General features: G+C 65.5%; 12 protein-coding genes and 1 pseudogene. 7 read left to right on the forward strand and 6 right to left on the reverse strand.

Going from position 1 to position 14,093, the window contains the following annotated elements; translation table 11 throughout:
* Positions 1-43 precede the first annotated feature (43 nt).
* On the reverse strand, positions 44-382 hold the full coding sequence (locus BUA29_RS05035) for a P-II family nitrogen regulator (RefSeq protein WP_072755525.1): 339 nt from the start codon (positions 380-382) through the stop codon (positions 44-46).
* A gap of 176 nt (positions 383-558) precedes the next feature.
* Here BUA29_RS05035 and ubiK point away from each other — a divergent pair, with 176 nt between their 5' ends.
* Together ubiK and BUA29_RS05045 are read left to right on the forward strand one after the other, a co-directional pair.
* Positions 559-825 (forward strand): ubiquinone biosynthesis accessory factor UbiK, encoded by a 267-nt coding sequence (gene ubiK, locus BUA29_RS05040; protein ID WP_072755538.1) that lies wholly within the window; start codon positions 559-561, stop codon positions 823-825.
* A gap of 15 nt (positions 826-840) precedes the next feature.
* Positions 841-2,355, forward strand: a complete 1,515-nt coding sequence (locus BUA29_RS05045; RefSeq protein WP_072755526.1) for a YifB family Mg chelatase-like AAA ATPase — start codon at positions 841-843, stop codon at positions 2,353-2,355.
* A gap of 24 nt (positions 2,356-2,379) precedes the next feature.
* Here BUA29_RS05045 and BUA29_RS05050 read toward each other — a convergent pair whose 3' ends face one another.
* The 3 genes from BUA29_RS05050 to aceB form a co-directional block, all read right to left on the reverse strand.
* Complete coding sequence (locus tag BUA29_RS05050; protein ID WP_072755527.1) at positions 2,380-3,336, reverse strand: GGDEF domain-containing protein; 957 nt, start codon at positions 3,334-3,336, stop codon at positions 2,380-2,382.
* A 147-nt stretch (positions 3,337-3,483) separates the two neighbouring features.
* On the reverse strand, positions 3,484-4,797 hold the full coding sequence (gene aceA / locus BUA29_RS05055) for an isocitrate lyase (protein ID WP_072755539.1): 1,314 nt from the start codon (positions 4,795-4,797) through the stop codon (positions 3,484-3,486).
* Positions 4,798-4,843: 46 nt separating this feature from the next.
* Entirely contained in the window at positions 4,844-6,472 is a 1,629-nt protein-coding gene (aceB, locus tag BUA29_RS05060; protein WP_072755540.1) for a malate synthase A, read from the reverse strand.
* Between the two features lie 111 nt (positions 6,473-6,583).
* On the opposite strand from aceB, the gene BUA29_RS05065 reads away from it, so the two are divergent.
* On the forward strand, positions 6,584-7,549 hold the full coding sequence (locus BUA29_RS05065) for a LysR family transcriptional regulator (protein WP_072755528.1): 966 nt from the start codon (positions 6,584-6,586) through the stop codon (positions 7,547-7,549).
* A gap of 35 nt (positions 7,550-7,584) precedes the next feature.
* On the opposite strand, the gene BUA29_RS12415 is transcribed toward BUA29_RS05065, so the two are convergent.
* Complete coding sequence (locus BUA29_RS12415; protein ID WP_245770513.1) at positions 7,585-8,571, reverse strand: isoaspartyl peptidase/L-asparaginase family protein; 987 nt, start codon at positions 8,569-8,571, stop codon at positions 7,585-7,587.
* 204 nt (positions 8,572-8,775) lie between these two features.
* Positions 8,776-9,525: pseudogene (locus BUA29_RS12420) on the reverse strand (cyanophycinase); the annotation flags it as partial.
* A gap of 226 nt (positions 9,526-9,751) precedes the next feature.
* Here BUA29_RS12420 and BUA29_RS05075 point away from each other — a divergent pair.
* The 4 genes from BUA29_RS05075 to BUA29_RS05090 form a co-directional block, all read left to right on the forward strand.
* Positions 9,752-10,330 carry an RNA polymerase sigma factor gene (locus tag BUA29_RS05075; protein ID WP_072755530.1) on the forward strand — a complete coding sequence of 193 codons (579 nt, stop codon included), beginning with the start codon at positions 9,752-9,754 and terminating at the stop codon, positions 10,328-10,330.
* On the forward strand, positions 10,317-11,324 hold the full coding sequence (locus BUA29_RS05080; RefSeq protein ID WP_072755531.1) for a FecR family protein: 1,008 nt from the start codon (positions 10,317-10,319) through the stop codon (positions 11,322-11,324). Before BUA29_RS05075 ends, BUA29_RS05080 begins: the two co-directional genes overlap by 14 nt.
* 102 nt (positions 11,325-11,426) lie before the next feature.
* Positions 11,427-13,844 (forward strand): TonB-dependent receptor, encoded by a 2,418-nt coding sequence (locus BUA29_RS05085; RefSeq protein ID WP_072755532.1) that lies wholly within the window; start codon positions 11,427-11,429, stop codon positions 13,842-13,844.
* A gap of 13 nt (positions 13,845-13,857) precedes the next feature.
* Positions 13,858-14,093, forward strand: a 236-nt coding sequence (locus tag BUA29_RS05090; protein WP_143148776.1) for a transposase, incomplete at its 3' end; no start/stop codon positions are given.

Below are 14,093 nucleotides of genomic sequence, written 5' to 3' on the forward strand. Positions count from 1 at the left end.
CGCGAGTCTGTCGGCTGCGCCACCCGGCACGCATTGGCATGCGTTAGAGCGCGTCGGCGTCGAGCTCGCCGGTGCGGATACGCACCACCTGTTGCAGATCCCAGACAAAGATCTTGCCGTCGCCAATCTTGCCGGTGCCAGCCGCTTTCATGATCGCCTCGGTGACCGCCTCCACCCGGTCGTCGGTGACCGCGATCTCCAGCTTGATCTTGGGGAGAAAATCGACCACGTACTCCGCCCCGCGGTACAACTCGGTATGCCCTTTCTGCCGGCCGAAACCCTTGACCTCGGTGGCGGTGATCCCGGTGACTCCCACCTCGGCCAGCGCCTCGCGCACGTCGTCCAGCTTGAAGGGCTTGATCACCGCCATCACCATCTTCATCGTTTGCATGCCTCCGGTTGCAGGGCGTCGAGCATAACCCGGCCGCTGCGGGCATACTGACCACGCCTGCCGGCATTTTCCGACAGATGCGCAGGCGGCGTGCCGAGTGCCTGCCGGATCGGCCGCGCGCATGCTGGTCACACCCCGGCAGGAGACATCCCATGAACCCCGCACCCATGATCGACCTGGCCCAACTCGACGACCTCGCCCGCCGCCTCAGCGCCCTGGTACCGCCCGGTCTGCGCGAAGGCCGCGAGGAGCTGCAGCAGAACATCAAGGCCGTCCTGCAGGCCGGGCTGGCGCGTCTGGATCTGGTCACCCGCGAAGAGTTCGACGTCCAGCGGGAGGTGCTGGCCCGAACCCGGCAGAAGCTGGAGCAGTTGGAACGCCAGCTGGCCGAGCTGATGGACGCCACCCGCACCGACGACGCCGCACGGCACTGACACAGGGCAACGGCCATGAACCTTGCGATCGTGCACAGCCGTGCACGGGTCGGCGTGCATGCGCCCGAAGTCCGGGTCGAAGTGCACCTGGCCGGTGGCTTGCCGGCGATGTCGATCGTCGGCCTGCCCGAGGCCGCAGTGCGCGAAGCCAAGGACCGGGTTCGTGCCGCCATCCAGTGCGCCCAGCTGGAGTTTCCGGCGCGCCGGATCACCGTCAACCTGGCCCCGGCCGACCTGCCCAAGGATGGCGGCCGCTACGACCTGGCCATCGCCCTGGGGATCCTGGCCGCCAGCGGGCAGCTTCCGGTCGAAGCGCTGGACGGCTGGGAGTTCGTCGCCGAACTGGCTCTGACCGGTGAGCTGCGCCCGGTCGATGGGGTGCTGCCGGTCGCGCTGGCGGTGGCGCAAACCGGCCGTCGCCTGCTGGTCGCCCCCGGCAACGGCGAAGAAGCGGCGCTGGCGCAGCAGGTGGACGTTCGCACCGCGCGCACACTGCTGGAAGTCTGCGCCGCCCTGCAGGCCGACCGGCCGCTGCCCCGGCCCACCCCGCGCCCCTGCAGCGAGGCGTCGATGCCGGATCTGGCCGATGTCCGCGGCCAGGCCCAGGCCCGGCGTGCGCTGGAGATTGCCGCTGCCGGCGGCCACCATCTGTTGCTGATCGGCCCACCGGGCAGCGGCAAGACCCTGCTGGCCTCGCGCCTGTGCGGCATCCTGCCGCCGCCCACCGATGCCGAAGCGCTGGAAGCCGCCAGCATTGCCTCGGCCAGCGGCCGCGGGCTGGACCTCGAGCGCTGGCGCCAGCGGCCGTTCCGCGCACCGCACCATACCGCCAGCGCGGTGGCGCTGGTCGGCGGCGGCGCCGACCCCCGCCCTGGAGAAATCTCACTGGCCCATCACGGCGTGCTGTTTCTGGACGAGCTGCCGGAGTGGAACCGGCAGGCACTGGAAGTACTGCGCGAACCGTTGGAATCCGGCTGTGTCCACATCGCGCGAGCGGCCCGCCATTGCCAGTTCCCGGCGCGATTCCAGTTGGTGGCCGCGATGAATCCCTGCCCCTGCGGCTGGGCAGGCGATCCGTCCGGGCGCTGCCTGTGTCATGACGAGGCCATCCGCCGCTATCGCGCCCGCATTTCCGGCCCGCTGCTGGAACGCATCGACCTGCATGTCGAAGTCCCCCGCCTGCCGCCCGCCCAGCTGCGCACCGATGCTCCGCCGGGCGAATCCAGTGCCAGCGTCCGTCAGCGCGTGGTGACGGCACGGCAACACCAGCTGGCCCGATCCGGCGTCCTCAATGCCCAGCTCGATCAAACCGGAATGCAGGCCTGTTGCCGACTGTCCGCCCGTGACAGCGCCCTGCTGGAACGCGCGGTGGATGCCTTGCAACTGTCGGCACGCTCGCTGCACCGGATCCTGCGCGTGGCCCGCACCATCGCCGATCTGGCCGGCAGCACGGCGATCGAAACCCCGCATTTGACCGAAGCGATCGGCTATCGCGCCCTGGAGCGCGGCCGTGCGCGGCCGGCGGCATGACCGCAAGCAGCCTTTGCTGCTGTCTCACTCCAGCCACTGCACCTGGCCGCCACCACGCCGCTTGGCACGGTACAGCGCCTGATCGACCCGGGCATAGCAGCGCTCCCAGCTCGTGGCATGCTCGGGATCGATCATGCAGACGCCGACACTGAGCGTCACCATCTGCGGCGGATGGCGATGCATGCGCTCCAACATGCGCGCGCTGTCAACGATATACCCGGCGATCCGGCCAACCTGCTCGCGGTCATGCCCTTGCAGCAGCAGACAGAACTCATCGCCGCCCAGGCGGCACGCCAGATCGTCGTTGCCAGCGACGGCACGCAGCAGGTTGGCCACGCTCTGCAGAACGCGATCACCCACCAGATGCCCATGCACGTCGTTGACGGCCTTGAAGCGGTCGCAATCGACCAGGATCAAGGCGTGACTGGCCAGCCGACCTTCGCGCTGGAGCCGCTCCAGATGCAGCAGCAGACCACGCCGGTTGGTGAGCCCGGTCAGCTCGTCGGTGCGCGCCAGGGCTTCGCTCTGATCCAGGCGGTGGCTGGCCGATTGCAGCGCATCCAGCGTTTCCTGCAACGCCTGATTGCGCCGGCGCAGGCGGCCAATCAGCTTGTGTTCGTTGAGCAGCATCCGCAAGGTGATGCGGCGCAGGAACTGCGCAAGCACATGCGGATCGCGGCGGGCCAGCGTCTCGAAAACATCGCGGCCAAGGGCCAGCAGCGCACTGTCTTCCAGTGCCAGCGCATCGGCATTGCGCGGGTGCTTGCCGATCAGAAACCCCAGCTCGCCGAAACAGGCGCCGGCGCCCAGACACCTGCGTAGCTGGTCGTCCCCGAAATCCAGCTCGATGCGGCCACGGCCGATGACATACATGACATCGCCCGACTCACCGCGGCGGAACAGGTACTGCCCGGCCTCGGCCTGGCAGGGCCGCGCCATTTCGGCAAACAGTGCGTACTCGCCATCCTCCAGCGCAAACATGCCAGCCCCGCCCTGCGTCCATGCCTCACCGTCGTGCGCCCCTGCGCCCACACGCCCCCCCGGTGCATCTGCCCATTCCGGGCAGATCAAGCATAGCACCGCCGGCGGGCGTGTCGCCCACCGGCGTGGCATGCCCTGGCTGCGGCGTCAGGCCGCGACGCGAGCGTCGGCGCGGCGGGCGTCCTGGAACTGCTCTTCCTCGGTGCTGCCCTTGAGCGCCACCGTGGAGCTTTGTCCGCCCTGGATGGTCTGGGTGATGGCGTCGAAGTAGCCGGTACCGACTTCGCGCTGATGCTTGACCGCGGTGAAGCCGCGTTCGGCGGCGGCAAACTCCTTTTCCTGCAGCTCGACGAAGGCGCTCATCTGCCGGCGTGCATAGCCGTGGGCCAGCTCGAACATGCCGTAGTTGAGGCTGTGGAAGCCGGCCAGGGTGATGAACTGGAACTTGTAGCCCATCGCCGCCAGTTCCTTCTGGAAGTTGGCGATGGTGGCGTCGTCCAGGTGCTTCTTCCAGTTGAAGGACGGCGAGCAGTTGTAGGCCAGCAGCTTGCCCGGGAACTTGGCGTGGATCGCCTCGGCAAACTTGCGCGCAAACGCCAGATCCGGCTTGCCGGTTTCACACCAGACCAGATCGGCATACGGCGCATAGGCCAGGCCGCGGCTGATCGCCTGATCCAGGCCCTTTTTGGTGCGGTAGAAGCCTTCGACGGTACGCTCGCCGGTCAAGAACGGCGTGTCGTTGTCGTCGATGTCGGAGGTGATGAGATCGGCCGCCTCGGCGTCGGTACGGGCGATGATCAGCGTCGGCACACCGCACACATCCGCCGCCAGACGCGCGGCCACCAGCTTCTCGACAGCCTCGCGGGTAGGCACCAGCACCTTGCCACCCATGTGACCGCACTTCTTCACGCTGGCCAGCTGGTCTTCGAAATGCACGGCGGCGGCACCGGCCTCGATCATCGCCTTCATCAGCTCGTAGGCATTGAGCACGCCACCAAAGCCAGCTTCGGCATCGGCCACGATCGGCTGCAGGAAGTCGATGCTGTCATCGCCCTCGGCATGATGCAGTTGATCGGCGCGCAGCAAGGTGTTGTTGATGCGCTTGACCACCTGCGGCACCGAGTTGGCCGGGTACAGCGACTGATCCGGGTACATCTCGCCCGCCAGGTTGGCATCGGCAGCCACCTGCCAGCCGGAGAGATAGATTGCCTTCAGCCCGGCCTTGACCTGCTGCATGGCCTGGTTGCCGGTAAGCGCGCCCAGCGCGTTGACGAACGGCTCGGTGTGCAGATAACGCCACAGCTTTTCAGCGCCCAGTCGCGCCAGCGAATGCTCGATGGGCACGGTGCCGCGCAGACGCACCACGTCGGCGGCGGTGTAGGGGCGGGTGATGCCGGCCCAGCGCGGATTGCTGGCCCAGTCCTGTTGCAGTTGTTCGGCGGTCGGCAGGCGGTATGACATGGCAGGCACCTCGTGATGGGCGGTGGTGGTGAGGGACATCGACAGATCAGTCCAGCCGTTCGTAGGCCGGCAGGGTGAGGAAGGGCGCCAGCGTCTCGGCATGGGTGAGCCGATCCAGCAGGCCGATGGCCTCGCTGACGCGCGCGATGCCAGGGAGCCCGGGCTCGGCACGCAGCCGGCCAGGCAGGGCGATCAGCGCGCGCTCCAGCAGGGCGAAATCGACCGGCGTGCCGTCATCCAGATGCAGCAGGCCGCCGCCGAGCTCGGGGAAATGCAGCCACTGCCAGAGCTGGGCGCGGGCGATTTCGGCCGTGGCAGCGTCTTCCATCAGGTGATGGATCGGCACGCAGCCGTTGCCGTCCAGCCAGGCGGCCAGGTAGCGAACACAGACTTCGACGTTGTTCTCGAAGCCAGCGCGGGTGATCGTGCCAAGGCAGGGCTGCAGCAGATCGGCGGCCTCCACGTGGACGTCCTCGCGCCGGTTGTCGAGCTGGTTCGGGCCAGGCATGCGGGCATCGAACACTTCGCGTGCCACTGCAATCAGCCCCGGGTGCGCCACCCAGGTGCCATCGTGGCCTGCGGTCACTTCGCGCAGCTTGTCGGCGCGCACCCGGGCCAGCGCGGCGGCATTGGCGGCCGCATCGTCACGAATGGGGATCTGTGCCGCCATGCCGCCCATGGCATGGGCGCCACGGCGATGGCAGGTCTGAATCAGCAGTTCGGAATAGGCGCGCAGGAACGGCTGGGTCATGGTCACCTGGCCGCGCTCCGGCAGCACCCGGTCAGGGTGCCGGCGCAGGGTTTTGATGTAGGAAAAGATGTAGTCCCAGCGGCCACAGTTGAGGCCGACGATGCGGTCTTTCAGGGCGTACAGGATCTCGTCCATCTCGAACGCCGCCGGCAACGTCTCGATCAGCACGGTGACCCTGATCTGCCCGTGCGGCAGCCCCAGCCGGGCCTCGATGTCATCCAGCACCTGCCCCCACAGCGCTGCCTCCTCCATCGACTCAAGCTTGGGCAGGTAGAGGTAGGGGCCACGGTCGCGCTCGGCCAGCGCCTTTGCATTGTGGAAGCAGAACAGGCCGGCATCGAACAGGGCCGCCGACATGCGTCGGCCATCGACCAGGACGTGCTTTTCGTCCAGATGCCAACCCCGTGGCCGCACGATCAGCACCGCCTGTTCGGCCTGCGGACGCAGTTCATAACGCTTGCCGTTGGCTTCATGGACCAGATCGCCGCTGATCGCCGCGCGCAGCGCCTGCTGGCCGGTGATCAGGTTGGCCCAGGTGGGGCTGGTGCTGTCCTCGAAATCGGCCATGTAGCAGTTGGCGCCCGAGTTCAGCGCGTTGATCACCATCTTGGGATCGACCGGGCCGGTGATCTCCACTCGGCGGTCGCGCAGCGCCGCGGGTGCCGGCGTCACCGTCCAGTCGCCGGCGCGCAGATGCGCGGTATCCGCCCGGAACTGCGGCAGCGCACCGGCATCGAACGCCTGCTGGCGTGCCTGCCGGGCCGCCAGCCGGGCCTGACGGGCCGGCTCGAAGGCCCGGTGCAAGCCGGCCAGGAAGGCCAGCGCAGCCGGAGTGAGCAGGGCCTGTTGCCCCTGCACCCGGCCGGTCACGTCGATTCCTGCATCAAACTCTGCCTGTGGGATCTGGTTCAGCACTGCCGACATCGTGATGCGCTCCTTGGGTGACACGTGGGGCGCTACCATCCGCTGCCGTGTGGTATTTGACAAACGAGTTTTGTCAATGATTAGTATTAGTTTTGAAAATACTTGAATCCAATGACTCGCCAGAACGCCACTCCCCGGTTTTCCTACAAGGGTTCCCGGCTCAAGCCGCTGCGTGCGTTCTGCCAGGTCGCCCGGCTGGGGTCGATCAGTCGCGCCGCCGAGGCGCTGTACCTGAGCCAGCCGGCGGTCACGCTGCAGATTCAGGCGCTGGAACGGGAACTGGGCGTGCCCTTGCTGGAGCGCAGTGGTCGTCGCCTAACCCCAACCCGGGAAGGCGAGCTGCTGTACGAGATGGCGCGGCCGCTGGTCGAGGCGCTAGACAGCCTGCACACCCGCTTTCGTGAGCAACTCCGTGGGCTGGATGCCGGCGAGCTGAACGTGGCCGCCGGCAGCTCCACCATCCTCTACCTGCTGCCGGAAATCGTGGAAAAGTTCCGCCGCCAACACCCCGAAGTCCGGCTGACCCTGCACAACGTCACCGGTGCCAGTGGCCTGGATCTGCTGCGCAACGACGCGGTGGATCTGGCGGTGGGGTCGATGCTGGAGGTGCCGGCCGACCTGGTGTACAGCCCGGCCTACCGGTTCGAGCCGATGCTGATCACCCCACCCGACCATCCCCTGGCCCACAAACCCGATCTGGCGCTGGAGGATCTGTCGCCCTATGGCCTGATCCTGCCGCCGAAACGGCTGACCACCTACCGGCTGATCGATCTGGTGTTCCAGCAGAACCGGGTGCCCTACACGGTGACGCTGGAAGTCGGCGGCTGGGAGATCATCAAGCAGTACGTGGCGATGGGGTTGGGCATCAGCATCGTGACCGCCATCTGCCTGACCGACGCCGACCGGCAGCGGCTGGCCGCACGCTCGCTGGCGCGCTGGTTTCCTTCGCGCAGCTATGGCGTGGTGGTTCGCCGCGGCAAGGTGCTGTCACCGCAGGCTCGTGCCTTCATCGGCCTGATCCAGCCGCAGGCACTGGCCCCGCGCGGCTATGACGAAAGCGGCCATTCCGAACGCTGACCGCCTGGGCACTTTTTCGCCTGCCCGCAAAGGCACTAGCGAACCGGCATCGGCAGTGGGTCGTCGCGGTAGATGGCGACGTGCGGCACCCCATCGGGGCCGATCCAGCCGCGATACATGCCTGGCGTATTGAACGGAAACGCGAACACGCCATCGGCACCCAATGCGATCGCACCACCGTCGCCCCCCATGCGCGGAATGACCTGATTGATGACCGCCTCGGCCGCTTTCGGCAGCGGCTCGCCGGCCAGCCGCACCCGGGCGCAGATTTCGTGCGCGGCAGCGACACGAATGTAGTACTCGCCCCAGCCCGTGCCCGAGACCGCACAGCCGGTATCGGCCCAGGTGCCGGCGCCGATGATCGGCGAATCACCGACACGTCCGTAGCGCTTGTTGGTCATGCCCCCGGTGGAGGTGCCCGCTGCCAGATGCCCCTGCACATCCAGGGCGAGCGCCCCGACGGTGCCAAAGTAGGCCTTACCCGGCAGCACCAGCGGCTGGTTCGAGGCCTGCGCGCGCGCCTCCGCCTGCAACGCTTTTTGCAGCTGCTGCCAGCGTTTTTCCGTGCGGAAATAGGCGGGATCGACCAGCGGGATGCCCTGCGCTTCGGCAAACTGCTCGGCGCCTGCGCCGATCATCATCACGTGCGGCGATTTCTCCATGATCGCCCGCGCCAGCAAAATCGGGTTCTTGACCCGATGCAGCCCGGCCGCAGCCCCGGCGTTGCCGGTGGCACCATCCATGATCGAAGTGTCCAGCTCATTGCGGCCGTCATGCGTGAACACCGCACCGCGCCCGGCATTGAACTGCGGCGCATCCTCCAGCAGCGTGATCGCCGCCGTCACCGCATCCAGCGCCGTGCCGCCGCCCTGCAACCGGGCATAGCCTGCGCGCAGCGCCGCTTCCAGCGCCGCCCGCGCCTGGGCTTCCTCCTCTGGCGTGAGATCGCCGGGTGCAACACCAGCACCGCCGTGGATGACCAGGGTGGACTGATCCAATGCGACCAGCACGCCTTCACGCACCGCGTAGCGACGGAGGAAGGCTGGCCGCTCCACCTCGCCCGACGGCAGATGCACGACCGAATTGGTGTCCGCCCCGACCACCCGCAATTGCTCGATCTGGAGTGGTGCGCCGTCCTTCACTTTACGATCGAAGCCACCATGCACAACGATTGCACCAGCCCCTGGGGCGGTAGCGAACACACGCGCACGCCCATCGGCCTCGACCGCCAGTGCGGCATTCTCATCTACGCCCAGCCCTAACAAGGGACGCCCCGCCAGCTGTTCGCTCTTGGTCAAAAACGCAACCAGCCGCCCCAGCCGAGCCCGCTCACTGAAATGGGTGTCGGTCACGACCCCCTCCAGCAGCGCAAGGTTGAGAAAACCGGTCTCAATCGTGTTGCTCTCACCCAGTGGATCGGAGAGCGCACGGGGACTGGTCAGACTACCGCCATCCATCGCCCCATAGAGGTATTCCCCCAAGATGGCCAACCCGGCACTGGTTCCGCCCAGCGGCTTTCCAGCACGCACATGCGCGTCCAGTGCTTTGGCCAATGGAGTCCCGCGCCAGAACCGTACGTAGCGCGACTGATCGCCACCTGCAATGAAAATGCCATCGGCACGCCTGATCACGGCCAGAATGGCCGGATCGCTGGCCGCCTCCCGGTCCTTGAACACGAAGGTCTCGGCGGAGGCAATGCCCCCTACTTTTCTATAGAACTCCTCACCGATCTCGCCACCCTGGGACGCTCGCAGGATCACGATATGGCCATGCCCGGCTTTGTCCATGAACCAGTGCAGGGCCTCGAAGTTGCGATCACCCCCGCCCATCAAAAGCAATCCGGGCTGCACCCGCCCAGGGGTCTTGGCAGTCGGCTTGCCCAGCACGTAGTGATCCACGTTTGCCGCCTGTGCTGCGATGCACATAAAGCCCATCAGCGCAGCCAGAAGCCAGCGCATCGTGTCGATTCCCCTCATCTTCGCTTTCTCCGATTGCGAGTTTTCCGTGCTCACAAGACGAACAAACCTGAGGTTTCCCCCTCCTGTCCGGCCGTTTGGGGATCTCTGTCGCGTCAGAGACTGCGCTCAACAGGGATCGCCAGCTCGCGAAAGCGTCGCATGGGCGACTGCGTCTACGCACGTTAAACCCGTACCCAGACAGGTTCCAGATGAACGCATCTGGTGCTTGCTTTATGGTAGGCACATGCAGGCTGAGATCGATCAGTGGTTTATCCGCGAAATCCTGCCCCACGAGGGGGCCTTGATGCGCTTCCTGCTGCGGCATTGGCCGCACCACGATGACCTGTCCGACCTGCGCCAAGAGCTTTACACCCGCATCTACGAAGCCGCGTCACGGGCATTACCGCACGATGCCCGAGCATTCCTGTTCGCCAGCGCCCGCCATCTCCTGACCGACCGGCTACGTCGCGCCCGGGTTGTCTCGATCGAGCCGATGGGTGATCTGTATCCCTCGCTCGTCCCGGTAGATGAGGTTTCGCCCGAGCGCTGGTGCAGCAACCGGCAATCATTGTGGCAACTGGCACATGCACTGGATGCATTGCCGGAACGCTGCCGGGAGGTGGTCTGGCTGCGACGGGTAGAAGACCTATCCCAGAAAGAGGTGGCCGCTCGGCTCGGAATCAGCGAAAAGACCGTGGAAAAGCATATCGCCAAGGCCATGCGGCTGCTTGCTGACGCATTACTCGTCAGCACTGAGGACGCCGACATCGCGCGCATCGCGTCCCGCCGGAGACGACCCGGGAGTGGTTATGACCAAGCCTGAGCGCACGCCCGAGGCCGTGGCGGCCGACTGGCTGGCACGCCGTGACGGCGCTGGCTTGAGCGCCAGCGAGGAGGCCGCTCTGCAGGAATGGCTGGCGGCATCGCCGGCACACCGGGTGGCATTCCTGCGTCTGCAAACGGTTTGGGAGGAAACCGTACGTCTGCGCGCCCTGGCTCCCCGACATCCTCCAAGGCCGTTGCATGCGCCCTGGTCGCCACGTCCTGCACACACCTATCGCTCCGCCCCGGGTCATCGCCATACCCCACTGCGCCGCCTGGCCGCAGCCTCCGTGTTTCTCGTAGCCCTGCTATTCCCCTTAGCGCGCCCACCCACGCTCAGCACGCCTCCTGCGGCCTATCAGAGCGATATTGGCCACCTGCGCTCCTTGCGGCTGGCCGATGGCTCACGGGTGACCCTGTCATCTGACAGCCGCATCGTGGTGCACATGACCACATACCGGCGCGATGTGCATCTGCTGCGCGGCGAGGCGATCTTCACGGTCGCCAAGGCACCGGAACGGCCCTTCACAGTTCATGCGCATGGATACCGTGCCGTGGCAGTCGGCACCCGCTTCGCCGTCAGACGCGACGCGTCAGCGCTGCGAGTGGTGGTGACCGAAGGCACGGTGCGACTGGAAGCCACCGGCGGGAACGACCGGGCATTGGCACTGCTGCCGGCAAACAGCTTGGTGCTTGCAGGGAAAGAAGGCGTACTGATGCGGACACTGCCACCAGGGACGGCCGAGGACCTCTTGGAATGGCAGAGCGGCTGGCTGGTTTTCCATTCCACTCCGCTAGCCGAGGCGGCAAGCGAGTTCAATCGCTACAACACGCGCAAGCTGGTGGTAGGCGATGCCGCCACCGGACAGTTATCGATCGGCGGCAGTTTTCGTTGGGATAACCTGGACGGATTCGTACGACTGCTGCAAGCCGGCTTCCCTGTCCGTGCCAAGACGATGGCCGACGGACGCATCTTGTTACTGCAGGCGCGTTGATCCGGAAGGGCGGGATTTACCTGGCTCGTTCGTCTTTTGCTCCTGGGTTCTTCACCACACTGCCAAGCCCCTCGCTTAGGGAACATCTTTGGGGAACACGATATGCGCGCGCACACACCACTACGGATCCTAGTTCTTTCACTCGCCTGCGCGGCCGCACTGGCGGCCCAAGCACAAACCACACCTCGCCTTGACATTCCGGCAGGGGATCTCGCTACCGCTCTGGATGCGTATGCACGCCAGACCGGCACACAACTGGTCTATCGCGCCGATCAGCTCCGGGGTGCGCGCAGCCCGGGTCTACATGGCCAGGCTGGCAGCCCCACACAGGCCCTTGATACGCTGCTGAAAGGCAGTGGCTTTACTTATCGCCGCGATGGGTCCGGCGCCTTGCTGATCGTCCCGATCGTAGGCTCCACTCCAGTTCGATCAACTTCAGACACCCCCGCTGCCGACCGAGGCAAGCCCACCGTGACGGATCTGGATGCCGTCCAGGTCACCGGATCGCGGATTCCGCGCGCACAGGTGGAAGGCCCGGCGCCGATCACCATCGTCACTGCAGAACAAATCCAGGCAGCAGGACTAACCACAGTCCCGGATGTGCTGCGTTCCCTCAGCCAGAACAGCGGCAGCGTACAGGGTCAACAGAACACCACCAGCGCCCAGTCCACCCCCGGCGCCCAGGCAGTGGATCTGCGTGGGCTCGGCCCCAACCACACCCTGGTGCTGATCAATGGCCGCCGGGTGGCAGATTTCCCACTGCCCCTGAACAGCCGGAGCAATTTCACCGATATCGGCAACATTCCACTCGGCATGATTGACCGCATCGAAGTGCTCACCGGTAGCGCCTCGGCGGTCTACGGCTCTGACGCCATGGCTGGGGTGATCAACTTCATCCTGAAAAAATCCGCTGACGGCACCACCTTCAACTACCGCTACGGTGATACCAGCGAAGGCGGCGGAGAGTCGCACGATCTCACCGTCACTACCGGTTTTGAACGTGGCAACTTCAGTGCCGTGCTGGGGCTGGAACGAATCGACCAACACCCGCTGTGGGGCTACCAGCGCAAGATTCAGGATTCCACTCTCGATGCACCCACGCCGCGCCGCCAGTTGCCCCGCCTGATCGCACAGATCTACGACTGGGATGATGATGTGAACCTGGCACCGCCGGATGGGTGTCAAGCCATGGCTGGCCTCAACGAGGGCACCACGAAGCTGGCCTATGACCGCTACGGTGAGCCGTATTGCGGAAGTGAACGCGCCATCGCCTACCGCACCATCCGCAACCAGCGCATCGGCACCAGTCTCTACGGGACCTTCCAGTACCGATTTTCCGATGCCCTCTCCTGGTTTGCTGATCTGCAGGCAGCCCGGCAAACCGTGCGCCTGCTGACCGGTACCAATGGCAATGATGTCGTGAGCGATCACATGGGCTGGGAGTTCCATGACCCGGCGTCGACCGACAACTACCGCAACAAGGTGTTCTTCAACCAGGCCACTGGCCATTACGAGATCTGGTCACGCCAGTTCACCCCAGAAGAAATGGGCGGACTGCGTAACCGCATGAACACTACGATCGAAAAAACCTTGGCGATCACGACCGGCCTGCAGGGAATGTTCGGTCAAGCCTGGAACTGGGAAGGCGCTTACAACCATTCCCAATATCTGGCAGACGTCGCGATGCCGCGCATCAAGGCAGCCGCTGCCAACACCTTGTTCCTAGGCCCACGGCTGGGATACGACGCTGACGGGTATGCCATCTACGACGCCGATCCGGCGCGATTGTTCAAGCCACTCACCGAGGCCGAGTTCGCCTCGATCGCGGCGATGTCGGTGTTTCGGCCGCGCGCTGATAACGACACCTTGAGCTTTAGTCTCGACACCCCCGCACTGTTCAGCTTGCCATCCGGTGACGCTGGCTTCGCAGCCGCATTGGAATATGGCCGCCAGTCCTATGCCTTACATCCAGATCCACTGGCGTTGACCGACGATGCCTATGTGGGCCCACGCTATGGCGACGGCAGCGGCAGCCGACATCACTGGGGCATCGCCTCCGAGCTACGCATGCCGGTACTCCCTGATCTGCAGGCCAGCCTGGCGGGCCGCTACGATCAATACCGCTATGGCGGCCGGACGCCCGGCAAGTTCACTTACAGCCTAGGCCTGGAATGGCGGCCCCTGCAGACGCTGCTGGTACGCGGCTCCTACGGTACCGGCTTCCGCGCACCAGACATGCACTATCTTTTCGCAGGCGACGACTACTATCGCACCCGCTACGCCACCGACTACTACCAGTGCCGACTGGCCAATCCAGGTGCCAGTAATGGCTGGTGCTACGACGACGGCAGTTACGACATTGCCACGTTTGATGTTTACACCGGGAACGTGGGGTTGGATGTGGAAACCAGCCGGTCAGCCACGTTCGGACTGGTGTGGTCACCTAGCAGCTTGTTGAAATTCTCCCGCGCCAGAGCTTGCTTTCAAGCCCTCTGTTTGCGATATCGACCTCAGCCATAGTGGAGGGCGTGGGATGCGCGGTGCAGACGTCACTCAGGAATCGTTGTTCACGGTCGCCAAGCTCGCCGACTTCGTCCCGGCGAACCATCCGCTCCGATCCATTCGGGAGCTGGCCGATGAGGCGCTCAGACGCATGAGCGGCCTGTTTTCGGCGCTGTACGCCGATACCGGCCGCGCCTCCATCGCGCCGGAGAAACTGATGCGGGCGCAGCTGCTGCAGCTGTTCTACTCGATCCGGAGCGAGCGGAT

The sequence above is a fragment of the Thermomonas hydrothermalis genome (assembly GCF_900129205.1).
In the GTDB taxonomy this organism is placed as follows: domain Bacteria; phylum Pseudomonadota; class Gammaproteobacteria; order Xanthomonadales; family Xanthomonadaceae; genus Thermomonas; species Thermomonas hydrothermalis.